Annotated in this window: 26 protein-coding genes; 11 read left to right on the forward strand and 15 right to left on the reverse strand. The window is 68.2% G+C overall.

Annotated elements, in window-relative coordinates; genetic code table 11:
- Positions 1-23: 23 nt before the first annotated feature.
- The 4 genes from IU459_RS06980 to IU459_RS06995 form a co-directional block, all read right to left on the reverse strand.
- On the reverse strand, positions 24-635 hold the full coding sequence (locus IU459_RS06980) for a hypothetical protein (RefSeq protein WP_195128859.1): 612 nt from the start codon (positions 633-635) through the stop codon (positions 24-26).
- Positions 636-751: 116 nt separating this feature from the next.
- Positions 752-943: a hypothetical protein gene (locus IU459_RS06985; protein ID WP_195128652.1), complete on the reverse strand. Its 192-nt coding sequence runs from the start codon at positions 941-943 to the stop codon at positions 752-754.
- 23 nt (positions 944-966) lie between these two features.
- Positions 967-1,305 carry a DUF3467 domain-containing protein gene (locus IU459_RS06990; protein ID WP_195128653.1) on the reverse strand — a complete coding sequence of 113 codons (339 nt, stop codon included), beginning with the start codon at positions 1,303-1,305 and terminating at the stop codon, positions 967-969.
- 96 nt (positions 1,306-1,401) lie between these two features.
- The gene (locus IU459_RS06995) at positions 1,402-1,926 is read right to left on the reverse strand and encodes a hypothetical protein (RefSeq protein ID WP_195128654.1); all 525 of its coding nucleotides are present in this window, start codon (positions 1,924-1,926) and stop codon (positions 1,402-1,404) included.
- Positions 1,927-1,977: 51 nt separating this feature from the next.
- Here IU459_RS06995 and IU459_RS39290 point away from each other — a divergent pair, with 51 nt between their 5' ends.
- Positions 1,978-2,103: a hypothetical protein gene (locus IU459_RS39290; RefSeq protein ID WP_267469780.1), complete on the forward strand. Its 126-nt coding sequence runs from the start codon at positions 1,978-1,980 to the stop codon at positions 2,101-2,103.
- Between the two features lie 36 nt (positions 2,104-2,139).
- On the opposite strand, the gene IU459_RS07000 is transcribed toward IU459_RS39290, so the two are convergent.
- From IU459_RS07000 to IU459_RS07050, 11 genes are all read right to left on the reverse strand, one after another.
- Positions 2,140-2,571 carry a DUF4189 domain-containing protein gene (locus IU459_RS07000; protein WP_195128655.1) on the reverse strand — a complete coding sequence of 144 codons (432 nt, stop codon included), beginning with the start codon at positions 2,569-2,571 and terminating at the stop codon, positions 2,140-2,142.
- A 317-nt stretch (positions 2,572-2,888) separates the two neighbouring features.
- Positions 2,889-3,314: a DUF4189 domain-containing protein gene (locus tag IU459_RS07005; protein ID WP_195128656.1), complete on the reverse strand. Its 426-nt coding sequence runs from the start codon at positions 3,312-3,314 to the stop codon at positions 2,889-2,891.
- 261 nt (positions 3,315-3,575) lie between these two features.
- Positions 3,576-3,950 carry a metal-sulfur cluster assembly factor gene (locus tag IU459_RS07010; protein ID WP_195128657.1) on the reverse strand — a complete coding sequence of 125 codons (375 nt, stop codon included), beginning with the start codon at positions 3,948-3,950 and terminating at the stop codon, positions 3,576-3,578.
- Entirely contained in the window at positions 3,943-4,440 is a 498-nt protein-coding gene (sufU, locus tag IU459_RS07015) for a Fe-S cluster assembly sulfur transfer protein SufU (protein WP_195128658.1), read from the reverse strand. The genes IU459_RS07010 and sufU overlap by 8 nt, the downstream gene beginning before the upstream one ends.
- A 3-nt stretch (positions 4,441-4,443) precedes the next feature.
- Positions 4,444-5,697: a cysteine desulfurase gene (locus tag IU459_RS07020; protein ID WP_195128659.1), complete on the reverse strand. Its 1,254-nt coding sequence runs from the start codon at positions 5,695-5,697 to the stop codon at positions 4,444-4,446.
- 1 nt (position 5,698) lies between these two features.
- The gene (sufC, locus tag IU459_RS07025) at positions 5,699-6,475 is read right to left on the reverse strand and encodes a Fe-S cluster assembly ATPase SufC (RefSeq protein ID WP_195128660.1); all 777 of its coding nucleotides are present in this window, start codon (positions 6,473-6,475) and stop codon (positions 5,699-5,701) included.
- Between the two features lie 37 nt (positions 6,476-6,512).
- On the reverse strand, positions 6,513-7,724 hold the full coding sequence (sufD, locus tag IU459_RS07030) for a Fe-S cluster assembly protein SufD (RefSeq protein WP_195128661.1): 1,212 nt from the start codon (positions 7,722-7,724) through the stop codon (positions 6,513-6,515).
- Entirely contained in the window at positions 7,724-9,160 is a 1,437-nt protein-coding gene (sufB, locus tag IU459_RS07035) for a Fe-S cluster assembly protein SufB (protein WP_195128662.1), read from the reverse strand. The genes sufD and sufB overlap by 1 nt, the downstream gene beginning before the upstream one ends.
- Entirely contained in the window at positions 9,157-9,966 is an 810-nt protein-coding gene (locus IU459_RS07040) for a helix-turn-helix transcriptional regulator (protein ID WP_324198777.1), read from the reverse strand. The genes sufB and IU459_RS07040 overlap by 4 nt, the downstream gene beginning before the upstream one ends.
- A 277-nt stretch (positions 9,967-10,243) precedes the next feature.
- Positions 10,244-11,263: a zinc-dependent alcohol dehydrogenase gene (locus IU459_RS07045; RefSeq protein ID WP_195128663.1), complete on the reverse strand. Its 1,020-nt coding sequence runs from the start codon at positions 11,261-11,263 to the stop codon at positions 10,244-10,246.
- A gap of 39 nt (positions 11,264-11,302) precedes the next feature.
- Positions 11,303-11,956, reverse strand: a complete 654-nt coding sequence (locus IU459_RS07050) for a TetR/AcrR family transcriptional regulator (protein WP_195128664.1) — start codon at positions 11,954-11,956, stop codon at positions 11,303-11,305.
- Between the two features lie 94 nt (positions 11,957-12,050).
- On the opposite strand from IU459_RS07050, the gene mptB reads away from it, so the two are divergent.
- The 10 genes from mptB (at position 12,051) to IU459_RS07095 (ending at position 21,012) form a co-directional block, all read left to right on the forward strand.
- A complete protein-coding gene (gene mptB / locus IU459_RS07055; RefSeq protein ID WP_324198778.1) occupies positions 12,051-13,733 on the forward strand; it encodes a polyprenol phosphomannose-dependent alpha 1,6 mannosyltransferase MptB in 1,683 nt (560 codons plus the stop codon).
- Between the two features lie 150 nt (positions 13,734-13,883).
- Entirely contained in the window at positions 13,884-14,816 is a 933-nt protein-coding gene (locus IU459_RS07060; protein WP_195128666.1) for an ABC transporter ATP-binding protein, read from the forward strand.
- The gene (locus IU459_RS07065; protein WP_195128667.1) at positions 14,813-15,604 is read left to right on the forward strand and encodes an ABC transporter permease; all 792 of its coding nucleotides are present in this window, start codon (positions 14,813-14,815) and stop codon (positions 15,602-15,604) included. The genes IU459_RS07060 and IU459_RS07065 overlap by 4 nt, the downstream gene beginning before the upstream one ends.
- Positions 15,605-15,672: 68 nt before the next feature.
- Positions 15,673-16,641, forward strand: coding sequence for a COX15/CtaA family protein (locus tag IU459_RS07070; RefSeq protein ID WP_195128668.1), 969 nt, complete (start codon positions 15,673-15,675; stop codon positions 16,639-16,641).
- A gap of 28 nt (positions 16,642-16,669) precedes the next feature.
- Positions 16,670-17,653, forward strand: coding sequence for a prolyl aminopeptidase (gene pip, locus IU459_RS07075; RefSeq protein WP_195128669.1), 984 nt, complete (start codon positions 16,670-16,672; stop codon positions 17,651-17,653).
- 188 nt (positions 17,654-17,841) lie between these two features.
- Positions 17,842-18,720 (forward strand): universal stress protein, encoded by an 879-nt coding sequence (locus IU459_RS07080; protein ID WP_195128670.1) that lies wholly within the window; start codon positions 17,842-17,844, stop codon positions 18,718-18,720.
- Between the two features lie 20 nt (positions 18,721-18,740).
- Positions 18,741-18,977: a hypothetical protein gene (locus IU459_RS07085; protein ID WP_195128671.1), complete on the forward strand. Its 237-nt coding sequence runs from the start codon at positions 18,741-18,743 to the stop codon at positions 18,975-18,977.
- A gap of 131 nt (positions 18,978-19,108) precedes the next feature.
- A complete protein-coding gene (locus IU459_RS40030; RefSeq protein WP_369123091.1) occupies positions 19,109-19,870 on the forward strand; it encodes a phosphotransferase enzyme family protein in 762 nt (253 codons plus the stop codon).
- 199 nt (positions 19,871-20,069) lie between these two features.
- Positions 20,070-20,486, forward strand: coding sequence for a VOC family protein (locus IU459_RS07090; protein ID WP_195128672.1), 417 nt, complete (start codon positions 20,070-20,072; stop codon positions 20,484-20,486).
- Positions 20,487-20,562: 76 nt separating this feature from the next.
- Positions 20,563-21,012: a flavoprotein gene (locus IU459_RS07095; RefSeq protein ID WP_324198779.1), complete on the forward strand. Its 450-nt coding sequence runs from the start codon at positions 20,563-20,565 to the stop codon at positions 21,010-21,012.
- The last annotated feature ends 18 nt before the right edge of the window (positions 21,013-21,030 follow it).

The following is a 21,030-nucleotide window of genomic DNA, read 5'->3' on the forward strand; positions in this document are numbered from 1 at the left end:
CGGTGAGCGGCCGGACCCCGGGGTCAGCCCTGGGCCGCGCGTTTCCGGCCGTCCTCGAAGAATTGCAGCAGCGCGGCCACGGTGTTCACCTTGTCGCGTGGACGCAGCGCGCCGAACGGCGCGTTCCAGAAATCGCCGCTGCGCGGGCTCCACGGTCCGACATAGGCGTACGGTCCCGGATGCGCGTCGTCGCCCGGCGAGACGCCGTAGTTCACCTCGTCCAGTGTGCTCGCCAGATCGAAATGCTCGGGCCACAGCACCGGAGTCACATCGGGTGCCAGGCAGCGTAACGCCCTGTCCCCCACCGCGAACCACTCCTCGATCAGCCCCGCTGCCGACGCGTCCAGCTCGATCGCGGCGTCGAGATCGACACCGGTGGTGTCCGAATAGGAACCCTCCGGCGCTCCCGGTTCGAAGCCGGCCACACGCGCCACGTCGCGGTAGGTGCCCTCCAACCGGATCCGCCCCTCGGGCCACACCAACTCGGCGCCGACAACCGAGAACGGCCACCGCACACCCCCGAATCCCCCGTGCACGGCACGTAGCCGGATAGTGCCGAACTCCCGGTATTGCGGCCCCGCTATCAGCAACTCCGCCGTCGCGTGCAGTGCCTGTCTCGACCGCAGATACGTCATCTCGTCCACTCCCGCATCATGTCCACTTCCGCCGCCGGACCGCACGGGTTTCGCCGGATGTCCGCGCCTGGCCGGAGCGTGCGAGCCGGGGACCGCGCCGATCGCCTATCCCGGCCTCACCCGACGCTGCCCGCGGCCCTCCCGGACACGATGGGCTTGGACGTGGGCGCCGGTCGCGGAGCGACGCTGACGGGCTGGTAGCGGCGCCCGGTGATCGGTTCGGGCCGATACCGCACTGCCGGGTCCGGCATGACCGAGCGGTCGAGCGCACAGGCGACCAGGATGACCGGGCCGGACCAAGTGACCATCGCGGGTTACTCCTGACGTGTAATCAGTTCGACGGTTCGTCGCCGAGGTGGGTGATGTGCCCGAACTGGCGCTCGTAGTTGCTCATCGCATCGTTGAGCGTCTGCATCAACCGGAAGATCAACGCGGGCGGGAACTTCACCCGGGATACGACCTGCACGGGCTGCCGCATCACCGGCCCGTCGCCTTTGACCGAACCGGGTTCGGCCGGGAGGTAGACCAAGAAGTCCACGGTGAAATCAGTTCGGTTGTACCAGCAGGTGAATCCATTCGCATATACCCCGGCGCTCAGCGCCTCGGGCACCACCACTTCGACATCGACCTCCGGCTCCTCCGCCGGGGGAGGCGGGGTCTGATCACTCATCGCCACCCACCTCTCCCGGACCGGCGAACCGAACGCACCGGGTTTCCGGCGCGCCGGTTCGTCGGCGCCGTATTCACTCGGTATCCGCTCGACCGGTCAGCGACCCTGCATCTGGCGGGCCTGCTGGCGGATCTGATGCAGCTGCATCTCCCACTGGTTGGACCTATCCTGAGCCCGGCTGGCCTGGTCCTCGGCCTGCTGCGCCAGCTGTGTGGCCTGATCGGCCTGATCGGCCGCGGAGACCGCGCGCTGCTGAGACTGATTGGCCTCCCCTTGGGCCTGCTGGGCGTGGTTCTGGGCCCGGTCGGCCTCGCTTTGGGCCTGCTGGGCTTGGTTGCCCGCCTGAATAGCCTGCTGCTTGGCCTGCTGGGCTTGCTGGTTGGCCTGGCTGGCGTCCTGCTGCGCGATCTGCGCCTGATGCTGCACCTGACGAGCCTGCGCCTGGGCTTGCCGCGCCAATCCACTGGCTTGCATCGCATACTGCCGGGCGCTCTGCGCCTCCTGCCGCGCCTCGTCCAACCGCATCCGCAGCAACTCCACCTCCCCGCGGATGTCCGCCATCTCCTCACGCCGGCCCTCCGACATCGTCCTGCCTTCGGTAGCCATGTCCTGTGCTGCCATTACCGAACTCCCTTCCAGGAAAGTAGTGGATTGCGACTGGGACGAACTCGCGTGACCGGACTCATTCTCACACCCACCGCCATGATCGATAGCAACTTTGCAGCAACCATCAGGAAACACTGCCGTAACGCGATCACCGGCCAAGTCGGCGGCATCGCCCGCAACAAACCGATCTGAGCGACCCATCAGCGAACAGCCGGACGAGCCGCTGAACTATCCGGCGGTCATCGTGCATACCGTGAGGCGCACAGTGGCGGGGCGCGGCACGGCGCTGCCGAGATCGGGGAAGGGCGGTGCGCTGGGACCGAGGAACTCGATGGCCCGGCGTTCGGCATCAGCCCGGGTGATCGCCCACGCCCAACCGTGGCGACCATCGGCGCCACGGACGACCGAGCCGCAGGCGTTCCAGAACTGCACCACCGTCCGGCAGTCGCTTACACCGCACTGCGAGCGGGCAGCGGTCTCGGCTGCGGCGGCGGCCGAGAAGTTGACCGCGGACCCGATCGCGCCGGTGCTCGACGAAAGCGCAATCGCGCCGTGGTAAGCCCCGGCGGCGCGCGCCTGCCCCGCAGGACTGCCAACGATGGCGCAGGTAGCGGCAGACACCACCGCTAGACCAAGGGCAGCCTTGTGCGGCACCGACATACGATCCTCCCCGTCTCCGACAGATTCAGGGCTCAGATCATCGTCCCGCTCACTTGCCATGTCCAACACCAGGACTTCCCACGCTGTGCGGTAGGGATCAACGCCACCGCGCCACCGCGGTCGATGTTCTCGGTCGGGCCCACGACCAGCACTCCGTCGATCCAGGCCAACCCTCCAGCGCCGCGCCGACCAGCGTGTGCTCATGGGCCACAACGGCTTCCATGCCGAGCGGCTTTCACGAGAAGGTGAACCCAGGTCGACCGACGCGAACGGGCCCGGACCCCTCAGGGATCCGGGCCCGGAATCTCACCGTCGAATCAGCGGGCGTTGCTCGTGCAGACGACCTCGACGATCTTCGCGCCGCTCAGGCTGGCGGAGCCGACGTTGGCCAGCTGCGCCGTCGGGGTGATCTCCGCGAGCTTCTGATAGGCGGCACGCTCGGCCTCGGCCCGGTTCGGACCGGACGCCGCGGCCACACCCTCGTTGCTCTCGGCCAGCGCACCGCAGCCGTTCGCCCACGAGGTCAGCACTTCGCAGTCGGCGGCACCACAGTTGGCGAGCGCCGCGGCCCTTGCCTCGTCGAAACCCGCCTCATCAGTGCTCACCCCGTACGTCCAAGAGCCGCCGCTCATCGCGATCGCCGCGTACAAGCCCGCCGCGTTCGCCGACCCCGCGCCCAACACCGACCCCACCGCAAGGCTGCTCGCCGCGACGGCAAAGCCGACCTTACCCATCAATCTCATCGAACAGTCTTTCTCTTCGGATGTGCCCCGGATCGGAACCAGCGCAATCTTTCCCGCTGTTATCGGATCCGTCCAATGGCGGGACGAGCACGCCGCCGCATGGCGATCCCAGAAGCCTGCCGCACGATTCGGACTCGGATCGTTGCGACCCGGACACGATGCAGAACGACGCTAGACGAAGGCGGAGGTACGCACAGTGGGCGCTGCCGGACGCAATCCGTCCATAGCTCGCGCACGGCCGAAGCGAAGGTGGAGGTACGCCTAAACCGTGAAGCCGAGCGCGCGCAGCTGCTCGCGGCCGTCATCGGTGATCTTGTCCGGGCCCCACGGCGGCATCCAGACCCAGTTGATCTTCAGGTCCTCCACCAGTCCGCTGCGCACCAGCGCGTTGCGCGACTGGTCCTCGATCACGTCGGTGAGCGGGCAGGCCGCGGAGGTCAGCGTCATGTCCAGAACGGCGACGTTGTCCTGCTCGACGCGCAGCCCGTAGACCAAGCCCAGGTCGACGACGTTGATGCCGAGTTCCGGGTCGACGACGTCGCGCATCGCCTCCTCGATATCCTCGAGGTGCTTGATCTCCTCGGCCGAGAGCTCGACCTGCTCGGCCGATTCGGTCGCCGGTGTCGTCTCACTCATGACGGTCCCCATTCTTCGGCAGGGCGCTGCCCATCGCGCGCTTGGTCTCTTCCGCGGAGGTTATCCGGACCACCGCGTCCTTGAACGCCATCCAGCCCAGCAGTGCGCATTTGACCCGCGCCGGGTACTTCGACACGCCTGCCAGCGCGATGCCGTCGCCGATCATGTCCTCATCGCCATCGATGGTGCCGCGGCTGGAGATCATCTCGCTGTAGGAGTCGACCACTTTCAGCGCCTGCTGCACCGGGAGCCCGATGACCTGATCGGTGAGGATCGAGGTGGCGGCCTGGCTGATCGAGCAGCCCTGCCCGTCGTAGGAGACGTCGGAGACGTCGCCGTTGTCGTCCAGCTGAACCCGCAGGGTCACCTCGTCGCCGCAGGTCGGGTTCACGTGGTGCACCTCGGCGCCGTACGGCTCGCGCAGCCCGCGGTGATGCGGGTGCTTGTAGTGGTCCAGGATCACTTCCTGGTACATCTGCTCCATGCGCATGGTTTATGCAACTCCGAAGAAGCTCTGGGCCTTCCGCACCGCGGCGACCAGCGCGTCCACCTCTGCGAGAGTGTTGTAGACCGCGAACGAGGCGCGGGCCGTAGCGGCGACGCCGAAGCGCCGGTGCAGCGGCCACGCACAGTGGTGGCCCACCCGGATCGCGACGCCCTCGTCGTCCAAGATCTGCCCGACGTCGTGAGCGTGGATACCGTCGACCACGAACGCCACCGCGCCGCCGCGGTCGATGTTCTCGGTCGGGCCCACGACCCGCACGCCGTCGATCCCGGCCAACCCCTCCAGCGCCGCGCCGACCAGCGTGTGCTCATGGGCCGCAACGACTTCCATGCCGATCTCTTCCAGATACCGCACGGCCGCACCCAATCCGACCACCTGCGAGGTCATCGGCACGCCCGCCTCGAACCGCTGCGGCGGCGGAGCGTAGGTGCTGTGGTCCATGAATACCGTCTCGATCATGGACCCGCCGGTGATGAACGGCGGCGTCTCCTCCAGCAGCGCGCGGCGGCCGTAGAGCACGCCGACGCCGGAGGGGCCGAGCATCTTGTGCCCGGAGAACGCGGCGAAATCGACGCCGAGCTCGTGGAAATCCACCGGCATGTGCGGCACCGACTGGCAGGCGTCCAGCACCACCAGCGCGCCTACGTTCTTCGCCCGGCGCACCAATTCGGCGACCGGGGCGACGGCGCCGGTGACGTTGGACTGATGGGTGAACGCGACCACCTTCGTGGCAGACGTCAATTCCAGCGAGTCCAGGTCGATGCGGCCGTCGTCGGTGACGCCGTACCACTTCAGTGTCGCGCCGGTGCGGCGCGCCAGCTCCTGCCAGGGCACCAGATTCGCGTGGTGCTCCAGCTCGGTGATGACGATCTCGTCGCCCGGCCCGACGTGGTACGGGAACCGGTTGTCGCCGAAGGCGTGCGTCACCAGGTTCAGCGACTCGGTGGCGTTCTTGGTGAACACGATCTCGCCCGCGTCGACGCCGACGAACCGCGCGATATCGGCCCGCGCGCCCTCGTAGGCGTCGGTCGCCTCCTCGGCCAGCTGATGGGCGCCGCGGTGCACCGCCGAATTGCTGGTGATCAGGAAGTCGCGTTCGGCTTCGAGCACCTCGATCGGCCGCTGCGCGGTCGCGCCGGAGTCCAGGTACACCAACGGTTTCCCGTCCCGGACCGTGCGGCTCAGGATCGGGAAGTCGGCCCGGATGCGGGCGACGTCGAGGGTGCGGACCGTCGCGGTCATATCAGGCTCCAGCAGTTGCGGTCTGAGTGAAACGGACGTAGCCGTTGGCGTCGAGTTCCTCGGCGAGTTCGGCACCGCCCTCGGCGACGATGCGGCCGCCGACGAAGACGTGCACGAACTGCGGCTGGATGTAGCGGAGGATCCGGGTGTAATGCGTGATCAGCAGGATGCCGCCGTGCTCACGCTCCTTGTAGCGGTTGACGCCCTCGGAGACGATGCGCAGCGCGTCCACGTCGAGGCCGGAGTCGGTCTCGTCCAGGATCGCGATCCTCGGCTTGAGCAGGCCCAGCTGCAGGATCTCGTGGCGCTTCTTCTCACCGCCGGAGAAGCCCTCGTTCACGCTGCGGTCGGCGAAGGCGGCGTCGATCTCCAGCTCGCTCATCGACTCCTTCACCTCCTTGACCCAATGGCGCAGCTTGGGGGCCTCACCGCGGACGGCGGTGGCGGCGGTGCGCAGGAAGTTCGACATCGAGACGCCGGGAACCTCGACCGGGTACTGCATGGCGAGGAACAGGCCCGCACGCGCGCGCTCGTCGACCGACATCTCCAGCACGTCTTCGCCGTCGAGGGTGATCGAGCCGGAGGTCACCGTGTACTTCGGGTGACCGGCGATCGCATAGGACAGCGTCGACTTGCCGGAGCCGTTCGGGCCCATGATCGCGTGCGTCTCACCGGAGTTCACCGTGAGGTTCACGCCCTTGAGGATCTTGATGGGCTCGCCGGTCTCGTCGGGGTTGGCGACCTCGACGTGCAGGTCCTTGATTTCCAGGGTGGTCATCGAATTCGAATTCCTTAGTTGTAGAAGGTCTGGTTCGTCATGCACCGATAGCGGCGAGCTCGGCCTCGATGGCCGCCTCCAGCCGCTCCCGGACCTCGGGTACCGCGATCTTCTGGATGATCTCGTGGAAGAACCCACGCACCACCAGACGGCGAGCGGCGTCCTCCGGGATGCCGCGGGCGCGCAGGTAGAACAGCTGCTCGTCGTCGAACCGGCCGGTGGCGGACGCGTGTCCGGCACCGACGATCTCGCCGGTCTCGATCTCCAGGTTCGGCACCGAGTCGGCCCTGGCCCCGTCGGTGAGCACCAGGTTGCGGTTCACCTCGAAGGTATCGGTGCCCTCGGCCGCGGCGCGGATGAGCACGTCGCCCACCCACACGGTGCGGGCATCGCCCTTCGGCCCAGACGCGGAGCTTGCGGAGCGTCCATCGGACAGAGCCGGGTCGCCTTGCAGCGCACCCTTGTACAGCACCCTCGACTTGCAGTTCGGCACCGCGTGATCGACCAGCAGGCGCTGTTCGAAGTGCTGGCCCGCGTCGGCGAAGTAGAGGCCGAGCAATTCCGCGTCGCCGCCGGGGCCGGCGTAGCGAACGTTCCCGGTCAGACGCACCAGGTCGCCGCCGAGGGTGACCGAGGTGTGCCGCAGGGTGGCGTCGCGGCCGAGCTGGGCGTGGTGCGCGGTGACGTGGACGGCGTCGTCGGCCCAGTCCTGCACGGCCACGACGGTCAGCCTGGCGGAGTCGCCGAGCACGAATTCAACGTTCTCGGCGTACGTTCCGCTGCCGCGCTGGTCGATGACCACGGTGGCATTGGCGAAGCGGTCCAAGCGGATCTGCAGGTGCCCGTAGGCGGTCTTGCCCTCGCCGGGACCGGTGATCGTGACGGTCACCGGCTCGGCGATCTCGGCCTCTTTGCCGACGGATACGATCGTGGCCTGCTCGAAGCCCGAATAGGCTTGCGCGGCAACGCGATCCGAAGGTACGCCACCCTGACCGAGCCGGGCGTCGGCGCGGTCGACCGTCTCCACCGTCACGCCGTCGACCGCCGCGACCTCGACCGTCGCGCGGCCGTCGCGGACCGCGGTGCCGTCCTGCAGTCCGCGCAGGCGGCGCAGCGGCGTGAACCGCCACGCCTCGTCCTTGGCGGAGGGCACCTCGAAGGCGTTCACGTCGAACGAGGTGAAGACCTCGCCCTTGTTGATCGCAGGGGTACGAGCCTCAGCGGCTTCGGCAACGTTCTCGACGGCCATCAGCCGACGGCTCCTTCCATCTGCAGTTCGATCAGGCGGTTGAGCTCGAGCGCGTATTCCATGGGCAGTTCCTTGGCGATCGGCTCGACGAAGCCGCGCACCACCATGGCCATCGCCTCGTCCTCGGTGAGGCCGCGGCTCATCAGGTAGAACAGCTGGTCCTCCGAGACCTTGGAGACGGTCGCCTCGTGGCCCATCGTCACGTCGTCCTCGCGGATGTCGACGTAGGGGTAGGTGTCGGAGCGGCTGATCGTGTCGACCAGCAGCGCGTCGCACTTCACCGTGGACTTCGAGCCGTGCGCGCCCTTGTTCACCTGCACCAGGCCGCGGTAGGAGGCCCGGCCGCCGCCGCGCGCCACCGACTTCGACACGATGGTCGAGGAGGTGTGCGGGGCCAGGTGCAGCATCTTCGCGCCGGTGTCCTGGTGCTGGCCTTCACCGGCGAAGGCCACCGAGAGCACCTCGCCCTTGGCGTACTCGCCGGTCATCCAGACCGCGGGGTACTTCATGGTGACCTTGGAGCCGATGTTGCCGTCGATCCACTCCATGGTCGCGCCCGCCTCCGCCTTGGCCCGCTTGGTGACCAGGTTGTAGACGTTGTTCGACCAGTTCTGGATGGTGGTGTAGCGGCAGCGGCCGCCCTTCTTCACGATGATCTCCACCACCGCGGAGTGCAGCGAGTCCGACTTGTAGATCGGCGCGGTGCAGCCCTCGACGTAGTGCACGTAGGCGCCCTCGTCCACGATGATCAGCGTCCGCTCGAACTGGCCCATGTTCTCGGTGTTGATCCGGAAGTAGGCCTGCAGCGGGATGTCGACGTGCACGCCCGGGGGCACGTAGATGAACGAGCCACCCGACCACACCGCGGTGTTCAGCGCCGAGAACTTGTTGTCACCCGCCGGGATCACCGAGCCGAAGTACTGCCGGAAGATCTCCGGGTGCTCCTTGAGGCCGGTGTCGGTGTCCAGGAAGATCACGCCCTGGGCCTCCAGGTCCTCGCGGATCTGGTGGTAGACGACCTCGGACTCGTACTGGGCCGCAACACCGGCGACCAGCCGCTGTTTCTCCGCCTCCGGGATGCCCAGCTTGTCGTAGGTGTTCTTGATGTCCTCCGGCAGCTCGTCCCAGGACGCGGCCTGCTTCTCGGTGGAGCGCACGAAGTATTTGATGTTGTCGAAGTCGATGCCCTCGAGGTTGGAGCCCCACATCGGCATCGGCTTGCGATCGAAGATGCGCAGCGCCTTGAGCCGCTGCTCGAGCATCCATACCGGCTCGTTCTTCTTCGCCGAGATGTCGCGGACAACCGCCTCGGACAGACCTCGTTGCGCGCTGGCGCCGGCCACATCCGAATCGGCCCAGCCGTAACCGTATTTACCCAGCGAGGCGATGGCCTCTTCCTGGGTGAGCGGTTGCACCTGGTCGGTGGTCGTCGTCATTCGGCACTCCTTCCGGAGTCGTTCGTTCGTACCGCTGCGGGCTGTGCAGCGGTTTGTGCTGACGTTGTGGTGTGGGCTACCGGTGGCACCACCAGCGGCACGTGCGTGGTGCACGCGCAGTCGCCGTTGGCGATCGTCGCCAGCCGCTGCACATGCGTGCCGAGCAACTCGCGGAACGCCTCGAGTTCGGCCGCGCACAACTGCGGGAACTCCTCGGCGACGTGCGAGACCGGGCAGTGGTGCTGGCAGATCTGCACGCCCGCGCCCACCTTGCGGGTGGTGGCGGCGAAACCGGCGTCGGTGAACGCATCGGCGATCTCCTCGGCCTTGGCCTCGGTCTGCTCCGGAGTGTGCTCCGCGACCGGTTCGATCCCGGCCACGATAGTGCGTGCCCGCTGGCGGGCGAACTCGGTGATGGCCTGTTCGCCGCCGATCTTGCCGAGCTGCCGCATGGCCGCTCCGGCCAGATCGTCGTAGGCGTGGCCCAGTTTGCCTCGGCCCGCCGCGGTGAGCTGGTATTGCTTGGCCGGTCGACCGCGACCCTTCTGCTGCCACGGCGCCGATCGGCCGGCTCGTGCCTGACCGGACTCGATCAGGGCGTCCAGGTGCCTGCGCACGCCTGCCGGGGCCAGGCCCAGCCGGTTCCCGATGGCGGTCGCGGTGATCGGCCCTTCCTCCAGCAGCAACTGGACGATGGCCGCCCGGGTATGTCCCTCGCCGCCGACCGTCGCGGGCGCAGCAGTCGACCCGGCGCCGGCCCTGCGACCGGTTCGCGCGTCTTCTCTCCGCAAACCCACGGTTTTCACAACATCAGTGTGGCGGAATTCGTTCCCGAAATCTAATAAGGGTGCCCTGAGTTCACTACCCGAGTGACCTGCGCGAATTCCGCCGCGCCGCGCGTCCCCACGGGAGGGCCGCCTACCCGCCACCTATACCCGCATACCCCCGGCTGACCTGGGGATAGGCACTGCTGAACAAGACCGGTCGGCGACCACCGACAGGTCCTCGCCAAGGGCGAGCGCGACCGGCATGGTGTCCGGCGCGGTGCCGAGCGCATGGAGTGCGATTGGTCACAAGCGGCGTTCACCGCACGGCGACCAGCTTCATCGGCGTCTCCAAAAGCGCGTCCACGGATTCGTCCCACGCGACCGTGGCGGTCGTGACGAGCGCCGGATCGAAGCGGCCCGCGGCTACCAGATCGAGGACCGCCGGAATGACCGGACGGACGTGTGCGCGGCCGGTGTGGAAAGTGCAGCAGCGGGTGTACATATCGAGGATCGGCAGGGCGACGTCCTGCAATTGGACGCTGACGCTGGTGCACCAGCCGTCGTAGGCGGTCGCGTCGATCGCCGCGCGCAGCGCCTTCGCCCCGCCCGCCGCCTCCACGATGATCGGGAACCGGCCGACACGAGCCTCCCGCGGCCCCTCGATCGCCTCCGCGCCGAGCGAGTTCGCGATCTCCAACCGCTCCGCGGAGTCGTCGAGATAGACGACACGAGCGGAGCCGAGGGCGACCGCGAGCCCGGCGGCGTACAGGCCGATGGAGGGGGCGGCGGGGCCGCCGATCACCAGGACCTCGGCACCCGGATCGGCGGCGAGTTGCGGCCCGACGGAGCGATAGGCATCCGGGATGTTGTCGCTGGCGCTGGCCACGGCGACCGGATCGACGCCGGACGGTAGCGGCACCAGCATGGCGTCGGCGTGTGGCACCAGGGCCAGGTCGGCCCACAACCCGCCCCAGTCCAGCCCGCCCATGGCGCCCAGCCCGAAGGTGGACAGCGGCGGATGGCTGCGGCAGTTGCCGGTTCGTCCTCGCGCGCACGACCGGCAACTGCCGCAGGAAATCTGGAAGGGCACGACTACCCGATCGCCCACGGCGACGCTGCGGACCTCCGGCCCGACCGCGACCACCTCGGCGACGCCCTCGTGCCCGAACGGGTACGGCCCGGGCAGCGGGAACGCCCCACGTAGGACGGCGGGGTCGATGTCGCAGGTGGCCAGTGCGACCGGCCGTACCAGTGCCTGGCCGGGCCCGCTCAGTTCAGGTTCCGGATGTTCTTCCCAGCGCAGTTCGCCGGGACCGGTGAGCATCAGACGCTTCATCGTCCGAGTGTCGCTAGAACGTTCTTTCTAGTCAAGGCTTTACGCCGAATCATCCTGTTCGAAAGGCATTTCCCGGCCCGCGCGCGCCCCAGGGACCGGCGCATCGCCTGGCGGCGACCCGGCGACGCTCGCGGCGAACGTCGACCGGATCAGCCGCTCCATGGAATCCGCGACGGTCCGCAACGGCGCGTCCGACTGCCTGATCCGGGCCAGAATCGTGGCGCCTTCGTAGGCGGCAACGACGGTGGTGGCCAACGCCGCGGCGTCCTCCCCGCCTAGGCCGAGTTCGGTGAGCAGCCCGGCGAAGGCGTGCTCCATGGTGTCGAAAGCGGTCACACAGGCCGAGCGCACCGCGTCGACGTCGCTGCCGCCGTCCAGCGCGGGCGTGCCGATCGGGCACCCGTCGGTCCAGTCCGAGTCCGCCAGCTTGGCGACCATGAATTCGAACAGCGTCGCCATGGTGGCGAACACGTCGTTCGGAGCCTGCCGGATCATCCGGCCGGTCAACATCCCGGTGCCGGTGATCGCGGCGACCGCGATCTCCTCCTTACCGCCGGGGAAGTGGTGGTAGATCGAGCCGTACGGCAGTTCGGCCGCTTCACTCAACGCTTTCAGCCCGAACCCGTGATACCCGTGCCGCGCCAGCAGCCCGCACGCGGCGACCTCGATCCGCCGTCTGGACTCCGAAACCATGCGTCGATTGTGCCCCGCGAACGGGAGGGGTCCGATCGGAACGAGCGGTGCCCGTTCGCGGTGGGCGACCGCCACCCGAACTAGGCTTCGTCTCGTGGCGGTACTGGAGGGCGCGCGGCGCAGGACACTGGCGTTCGGGCGCCGGGCACTCGGACTCGACGTGCCCACGCCCGATCACACGATCGCGGTGCTGCATCGGGACGAATCGGAAGTGCCGGGTCTCGATCGCAAAGAGCTGGCGCAGCTGGACCGGATCCGCCTGATGGGCGCGACGGGCACGGTGCTGATGGCGATCAGCGCGCTCGGCATCGGCGCGCAGCCGGTGCACCAGAACCCGACCTCCGGCGTCCGCGTGCTCGGCATCTTCGCCCGCGCGCACACCGGCTCGCTGGCCATGTGCATGACCGGCACCGTCGTGGTGGTGCTGGCCTGGCTGCTGCTGGGGCGGTTCGCGGTGGGCGGCATCGGCGGCTCCCCCGTCCACCGGCTGACCCGCTCGCAACTGGATCGCACGCTGTTGCTGTGGATCATCCCGCTCAGCGTGGCGCCACCGCTGTTCAGCAACGACGTGTACTCCTATCTGGCGCAGAGCGAGATCGCCGCGCGCGGCATCGATCCCTATGAGGAGGGGCCGGTCGCTGGGTTGGGGATCGACAACGTCCTCACCAACAACGTTCCGACAATTTGGCGTGATACTCCCGCGCCCTACGGGCCGCTATTCCTCTGGATCGGTCGCGGAATCGCCGAACTCACCGGCGACAACATCATCGCGGGCGTCTGGGTGCACCGGCTGCTGGCGCTCGGTGGTGTCGCGCTGATCGTCTGGGCGCTGCCGCGGCTGTCGGTGCGCTGCGGCGTCGCGCCGGTGAGCGCGCTGTGGCTCGGCGCGGCGAACCCGCTGGTGCTGTTCCATCTGGTCGGCGGCGTGCACAACGACGCGCTCATGCTCGGGCTGATGCTGGCCGGACTCGAGCTCTGTCTGCGCGCGATCGAGGACACCCACCCGTTCGACGGCCGCGCCTACGCTTGGCTGATCAGCGGCGCGGTCATCATCACGCTCTCCTCGACGATCAAGTTCACCTCGATCATCGCGCTCGGCTTCGTCGGAATGGCGCTGGCCCGGCGCTGGGGCGCCACACTGCGCACCGTCGCCATCGCGGCCGCCATGCTGGGCGCGATCGCCATCGGCACAACTCTTTTCATCAGTTCGGTCAGTGGGCTCGGCTTCGGCTGGATCTACACCCTCAACACGGCCAGCGTGGTGCGCAGCTGGATGTCGCTGCCGACCGTGCTCGGCATCATCACCGGATTCGGCGGCGTGCTGCTCGGACTCGGCGACCACACCACCGCGCTGCTGAGCATCACCCGCCCGATCGCGGCGCTGGTCGCGGCCTTCTTCACCGTGCGCATGCTGGTGGCCACCGGAACGGGGCGGCTGCACGCGGTGGGCGCGCTCGGCGTGGCGCTGGGCGCCATCGTGCTGCTGTTCCCGGTCGTGCAGCCGTGGTATCTGCTGTGGGCGATCGTGCCGATGGCAGCGTGGGCCACCCGGCCGGTGTTCCGCGTTCCGGCGGTGGCGTTCTCGGCGGTCGTGAGCGTGATCCTGATGCCGCGCGGCGCCAACCTCGAGGTGTTCCAGATCGTGGGCGCCGCCATCGCCACCCTGATCGTCGGGGTGCTGTTCATCGTGATCACGCGCAACGCGCTGCCCTGGCGTGGGCAGACGGGGGTGTCGGCTCCGTCACAGGTGCCCACTGCTTACGGTGTGAGATCGTGACCCAGCGCGGCGAGGGAACCATTGACACAGCACCAACGGGCGCGACGCAGCCGAGCGCCGGCGAGGCGGAGTCGTGACGGAGCGCAGCGAGGGACCCTGCAACACAGCACCTACCGGCGCGACGCAGCCGAGCGCGAACGAGGCGGAGTCGTGACCGTAAGTTCCGGACCCGCCGTCAGCGTCGACGGTGTCGTAAAGCGTTACGGCGAGACGACGGCGGTGGACGGCTTGACGTTCGACGTCGAACCGGCGCAGGTGCTCGCGCTGCTCGGACCGAACGGGGCGGGCAAGACCACGACGGTGGAGATGTGCGAGGGGTTCGCCGCGCCGGACGCGGGCGTGGTGCGGGTGCTCGGCTTGGACCCGGTCGCCGATTCGGAACGGCTTCGTCCCCGTATCGGCGTCATGCTGCAAGGCGGCGGCGCGTATCCGGGTGCGCGAGCGGGCGAGATGCTCGACTTGGTGGCCGCCTACTCCGCCGATCCGCTCGATCCCGACTGGCTGCTGCGCACGCTCGGTCTGCAGGACAACCGGCGCACGCCCTACCGCCGTCTCTCCGGCGGCCAGCAGCAGCGCCTCGCGCTGGCCTGCGCCCTGGTGGGCAAGCCGGAGATCGTCTTTTTGGACGAGCCGACCGCGGGTCTGGATGCCCAGGCCAGGCTGATGGTCTGGGAGCTGATCGACGCCCTTCGCCGGGACGGCGTCACCGTGGTGCTGACCACGCACATGATGGACGAGGCCGAGCAGCTCGCCGACCAGCTGGTGATCATCGATCACGGCCGCATCGTGGCCTCCGGCACCCCGGCCGAGGTCACGGCGCACGGAGCAGCCGGGCAGCTGCGGTTCTGCGCGCCGGCCAAACTGAATTTGGACCTGCTGAAGGCGGCGCTGCCGGAAGGCTTCGCGCCCAGGGAGACCGCGCCGGGCACGTATCTGGTGGAGGGCGAGATCACTCCGCAGGTGCTCGCGACCGTCACCGCGTGGTGCGCGCGAATGGACGTGCTGGCCACCGACATACGGATCGATCAGCGCCGTCTCGAGGACGTCTTCCTGGAACTGACCGGACGGGATTTGCGCGGATGAGCACGCACGATTCGACCGCCAACCGCTTCGCGCCCGGCACCTTCACCCCCGCCCCGCGCCCGAGTTCGCGCGCCGCGATGATGCTCGCGCAGACCCGGCTCGAGCTGATCCTGTTGCTGCGCAACGGCGAACAGCTGCTGCTGACCATGTTCATCCCGATCACGCTGCTGGTCGGCTTGAGCCTGCTGCCGTTCGGCGACCTGGGCACGCACCGGGTGGACACCATCGTGCCGGCGGTCATGATGGTGGCGGTGATGTCCACCGCGTTCACCGGTCAGGCCATCGCGGTCGGCTTCGACCGTCGCTACGGGGCGCTCAAGCGGCTCGGCGCGACGGCGTTGCCGCGCTGGGGCGTTATCGCGGGCAAGAGCGCGGCGGTGCTCATCGTCGTGGTGCTGCAGGCAGGCCTGCTCGGCCTCATCGGCGTCGCGCTGGGCTGGCGCCCCGAACCCGCCGGGCTGCTGCTGGGCGCCGCCGTGATCGCGCTCGGCACCGCCACCTTCGCGGCGATGGGCCTGCTGCTCGGCGGCACCCTCAAGGCCGAGGTGGTGCTCGCGCTGGCGAACATCCTGTGGTTCGTCATGCTCGGCATTTCCAGCATCGTGTTCGCCCGCGACGACCTGCCGACCGCGGTCAGCGTGCTGGCCCGGCTGGTGCCCTCCGGCGCACTGGCGGTCGCTTTGGAGGACGCGATGCGCAACAGCCTCGACTGGTTCGGCTTGTCCGTGCTCGCGGCGTGGGGCACGGTGTGCGGTGTCCTCGCGACCCGGCTGTTCCGCTTCCACTGAGCCGGCCAACGACCGAATGTAGTAGACCGGGTGCGGTGGCCGGATCCCGCCGGGCTACCATTTTCGACGTGCTGTATCGCGCGTTCCTGCGACTCGTCGACAAGCTGCCGCTGCCCTCGCTCCGGGTGCAGCGCCTGATCGCGGTGGCGGTGATCCTTTCCCAGGCGGGCATCTCGGTCACCGGCGCTGTCGTTCGGGTCACCGCGTCGGGTCTCGGTTGCCCGACTTGGCCGCAGTGCTTCCCCGGCAGCTTCACGCCGGTCGCGGTGTCGGAGGTTCCGGCGATCCACCAGGCCGTCGAGTTCTCCAACCGGCTGCTCACCTTCGTCGTCTCGCTGTGCGCCGGGCTGGTCGTGCTCGCGGTGACGCGGGCGCGGCGGCGCCGCGAAGTGCTGGTGTACGCGTGGCTGATGCCCGGCGGCACGGTCGTGCAGGCGATCATCGGCGGTATCACGGTGCGCACCGGACTGCTGTGGTGGACCGTCGCGACGCACCTGCTCGCGTCCATGGTGATGGTCTGGCTCGCGGTGGTGCTCTACGCGAAGATCGGCGAACCCGACGACGGCGTCGACACCGTGCAGGCGCCCGCACCGCTGCGCTGGCTCACCGCGCTCACCGGTGTCGCGCTCGGCGCCGTCTTGATCGCGGGCACGCTGGTGACCGCCGCGGGTCCGCATGCCGGTGACAAGAGCATCGAGCGGCCCGTCGAGCGCCTGGAGGTCGAGATCGTCACGCTGGTACACCTGCACTCACAGCTGCTGGTCGGCTATCTGGCGCTGCTGATCGGCCTGGCGTTCGGCTTGTTCGCCGTCGGCATCACGCCCGCGGTGCGCACCCGGCTGTTGGTGCTGCTCGGATTGGTCTGCTCGCAGGCGCTGGTCGGTGTGGTGCAGTACTTCACCGATGTGCCCGCGGCACTGGTCGTCGTGCACGTGGGCGGGGCCGCCGCCTGCACCGCCGGTACCGCGGCGCTCTGGGCCTCGCTGCGCACCAGGGAGCGGGTCGGCGCACCGGCCCCCGCCACGCAGGCGGCCTGAGCCACGTCCGCGGGTACCGTGGTCGTCCGTGTCCACGCCTGACTCGGAATCCGAAGCAGCCCAGCCCTTTCCCGACCTCGACCCGTACGCGCACGGGCTGCTCGACGTCGGGGACGGCCAGCGCATCTACTGGGAAACCAGCGGCAATCCGGTCGGCAAACCGGCACTGGTCGTGCACGGTGGCCCCGGTGGCGGAGGACGGCGGGGCGCGCGGAAGTCGTTCGACCCGCAGGTCTACCGGATCGTTCTGTTCGATCAGCGGGGGTGTGGGGAGAGCCTGCCACACGCCTCCGACCCCACGGCCGACATGGCGCACAACACCACCGACCACCTGATCGCCGACATGGAACGGTTGCGCGAACACCTCGGCATCGATCGATGGCTGCTGTACGGCGGTTCCTGGGGGTCGACGCTGATTCTCGCCTACGCCCAGCGCCACCCGGAGCGGGTCAGCGAGATCGTGCTCGTCGGAGTCACGATGACCAGGCCGGAAGAGATCGACTGGCTCTATCGCGGCGTCGCGCGGCTGCTGCCCGAGCAGTGGGAGACCTTCCGCGCCGGTGTTCCCCCCGCCGAGCGCGACGGCAACCTCGTCGAGGCTTATCGCAAGTTGATGGAAAGCACCGACGCGGCGACGCGGGAGCTGGCGGCGCGGCGCTGGTGCGACTGGGAGGATGCGGTCATAGCCCACGAAAATCTCGGCAGCCCAGGGCAATACAGCGCCAAGCCGGACGCGGCGCAATTGGCTTTCGTGCGGATCTGCACGCATTACTTCGCCAACGCCGCCTGGCTGGCTGACGGGCAATTACTGCGGGATGCGTCCCGGCTGGCAGGCATCCCTGGCGTGCTGATCCACGGCAGGCTGGACCTCAGCGGTCCGCTGTACACGGCGTGGCAGCTGGCACAGGCCTGGCCCGACGCCGAATTGCAGGTCATCGAGGATTCCGGGCACACCGGCAGCCCGGCCATGCGCACCGCCGTCCTGCGGGCCATCGACCGGTTCGCCGGCTAGGGTCCGGACTGCCGCAACGGCACATCGGCGCCGGTTATCAGGCGAGCAACCGGGTGCACACGGAAGGTCAGCCCCGTCGAAACGAAGGTCTTAGGTCCCTGTTATCAAGGCCCGGCGACCCCGTTGGGTGCAGGGGGTCGGCTGCAACTGTGAAGTTAAACACGTTGCACCGATCAACCGGAGAAGAGATGAGCACACTCGCCGACCGTCAGTCGATCGTCGTCGGAATCGACGGCACCGCCACCGCGCTGGCGGCCGCCCGCTGGGCTGGTGCCGTGGCGGATCGCCTGCGATCCCCTGTTGTGCTGCTCGGCGTCGCTCCCACCCTCGACTATCCGCTGACCTCGTCATCCGGGATCAACATGGTGCCCGAACTCCGGGCCGCGGCGAAGAACAAGCTGGACGAGGCCTTCGAGGCCGTGCGCGCCGATCACCCGCGGGTGGAAATCCGCCAGATCCTCGAAGACGGCATGCCCGCACGCAAGCTGATCGAGCACAGCGCCGTCGCACGCATGGTCGTCGTCGCGGCGAACTTCAGTGACCGGCTTACCACTTTGCTCCTAGGATCCACCACCCTGACGGTCGCGAACAAGGCGGCCTGCCCGGTGACGGTGTGGCGTGGCAGCACCGACCAGCCGCTGCCCGACGGGCGGCCCGTGCTGGTCGGCGTCGACGGCAGCCCCGGCAGCACCGCGGCGGTCGGCGAGGCGTTCGAGCTGGCGGCGGCGCTGGACGTCGAGGTCGTCGCCTTGCACGCCTGGAACGATCCCGACCTGCTGCAGTGGACCCCGGTGCCCGACGCCTGGGAGACGCTGGCCCAGCAGGAGGAGGAACTGCTGTCCGAGCGCATGGCCGGGTGGAGCGAGAAGTACCCGGACGTCACCGTCACGAAAGTGGTCCAGAAGAACCCGCCCGCGCAGGCGCTGCTCGAATACGCCGAGAGCACGCAGTTGGTACTGACCGGCAGCCGCGGGCACAACCGTCTCACCGGGCTCCTGGTCGGGTCGACCAGCCAGAATCTGCTGCACCACGCCCCGAGCCCGGTTGTCATCTGCCGTGAACGGTAGAGCCGCAAAGCCTCGACCTCATGCCCACCCAGCCACCCCCCGACGACCGCGACACGGAGCTCGCTCCACTCGCGCCGATCGCACTGGTGCTGGGCCTGGCGATGATCGTCACCGGGCTTGTCGCCGTGGTCGAAATCCCCAGGTGGACTGTAGATTACGGCGTCATGGTGGTCGCCGCGGGTTTCCTCTACGTCGGCGTCGCCGCGCGGCTGGTGCACTGGGGTGTGGGGCAGCTGCGGAATCGGTCCGGCGACTGATCCGTCGAGCGCTCAGGGTGGCAGGTACAAGCGATCGTCCTCGTCGGGGCACGGGACTGCCGCACCGTCACCTCGCGCGCCGCACACAGACACGAACTGCGGCGACCACGACCGAACCGGATGGCCGGAAGGTGTCCCGGGGCGGCTCGACCCACACACGAAACGACGCCGATCGGTCGGCGGGCGACGGCAGCGCGATCTGCGCACCGCCCCGGACGACCGATACATCCAGCCGGAACAGTTCGTCGAACAAGCCCCTTCGAGTCGGTCGGAATGAGATCACCTTCTGGCATCTCGTCGCCTCGCCCGGGGCGGCGACGCCTCCGGACGGGCACGACCTCGGCAGAATTCTGCGGCAATACCATTCATTGCCTGACCCGTCGTTCGACCTACCACAATGGCGTCCCCTTGTCGCCGTCCGCCAGCGCATCAACGAACAGGACGTTCTCACCGCTGGCGACAGGCAATTCCTCGAGGACAAATGCGACGAAACCGAAGAGCTACTCGCTCAGATCGAATACCAGCTCCCGCCCGGACCCATACACGGGGACGGGTTCGTCGGTAACCTGATACCCGGATCCAACGGACCCGTCATTTGCGACTTCGACTCGGCTGCTGTTGGTCCGCGTGAATGGGACCTCGCACCAGTTGCCGTGGGACAGCTTCGGTTCCGGTACGCGACCGACTACCACCGGCAGATAGTCGACGAGTACGGCATGGATATCACTCGGTGGCCATACTTCACCGTGCTGCGCCAACTCCGGGAACTCCAACTTGCCACCAGTGTGTTGCCGGTGCTCAAAGCAAACCCGTCGCTGGCGGGCCAATGGCAGACGCGATTCACGAGCTTCCGAGACGGTGCCAATACAGCGATTTGGACCCCGTATCGGTAGCGGGCGGGATGCCTCGGTGGTGCGCGACTACTGCTCGTCAACGTCCACGGTTATCGATGGACCCATGTCGTCACACACGAATCCTGTCGCGCTCGCTCCCGGCTGTCGATCGAGCCTGGCGCGGCTGCCGACCGCCTGCAGCCGACTCTCGGAGATTTCGCGGCTGAGCAGAGCCGGCAATCATGACAGTATCTAGACCATGCCGATCGCCACCAGTTCGTTCGACCATGCTCGCTTGACCGTGACCGACATCAACAGATCACGGGCCTTCTATGACGCCGTCTTCGGGTGGCCGATCGCTTGGGAGTGTCCCGCGGACGCAGACGAAGCCACACGTGAGCGATACGGATTCCTCTTCGGCGGCGTGATCTATCAGATGGGTGATGCACTGCTCGGACTTCGCCCGGTCGCCAACGACGAGTTCGACGAAGATCGAGTAGGACTCGACCATCTCGCCTTCTCGCTTGCCACGCGGTCGGATCTCGATGCGGCGGCTACCTTGCTCGACGAACTCGGCATCGCCCATGCGGGCGTGAAAGACCTCGGTCCCATGTACATCCTGGAATTCCGCGACCCGGACAACATCGCGCTGGAATTGGTCGTACGCAAGCAGTAAGCGCCCGCATCGGGGTGCAGGCGCGGCAGCGCAGGTGCCGCATGGGCATTGGATTCTGGCGTGACACGATAATCGCGTGGACGCCAAGGGAAATCCCGTGCTGTATGCCCTCGTGACCGGCTCCCCCGCTGCCCGCGATGTCGGCACACTGGTCACGATCGCGCAGGCGGACGGATGGGAGGTCTGCGTGATCGCTTCACCCTCCGGAACCCGTTTCATCGACGTCGACGCGCTCGCGGCGCAGACGGGCTACCCCGTGCGAAGTGAGTACAAGGAACCCGGCACGCCGGATGTCCTGCCACCGCCGGACGGGATGATCGCCGCTCCGGTGACCGGTAATTCCGTCGCGAAGTGGGCCGCCGGGATCTCCGACACGCTGCCGCTCGGGCTGCTGGTCGAAGGGCTGGGCAAGGGGTTGCCGATCGTGGCGGTCCCGTATTCCAACCGCGCGCAGATGAGCTTTTCCCGCGATCCAGGACGGGATGCGCAAACTGTCCGAGTGGGGCGTCACGGTGCTGATGGGTGACGGCGAGCCGCATGTGCC

Source organism: Nocardia amamiensis (assembly GCF_015477605.1).
GTDB classification, from domain to species: Bacteria; Actinomycetota; Actinomycetes; order Mycobacteriales; family Mycobacteriaceae; genus Nocardia; species Nocardia amamiensis_A.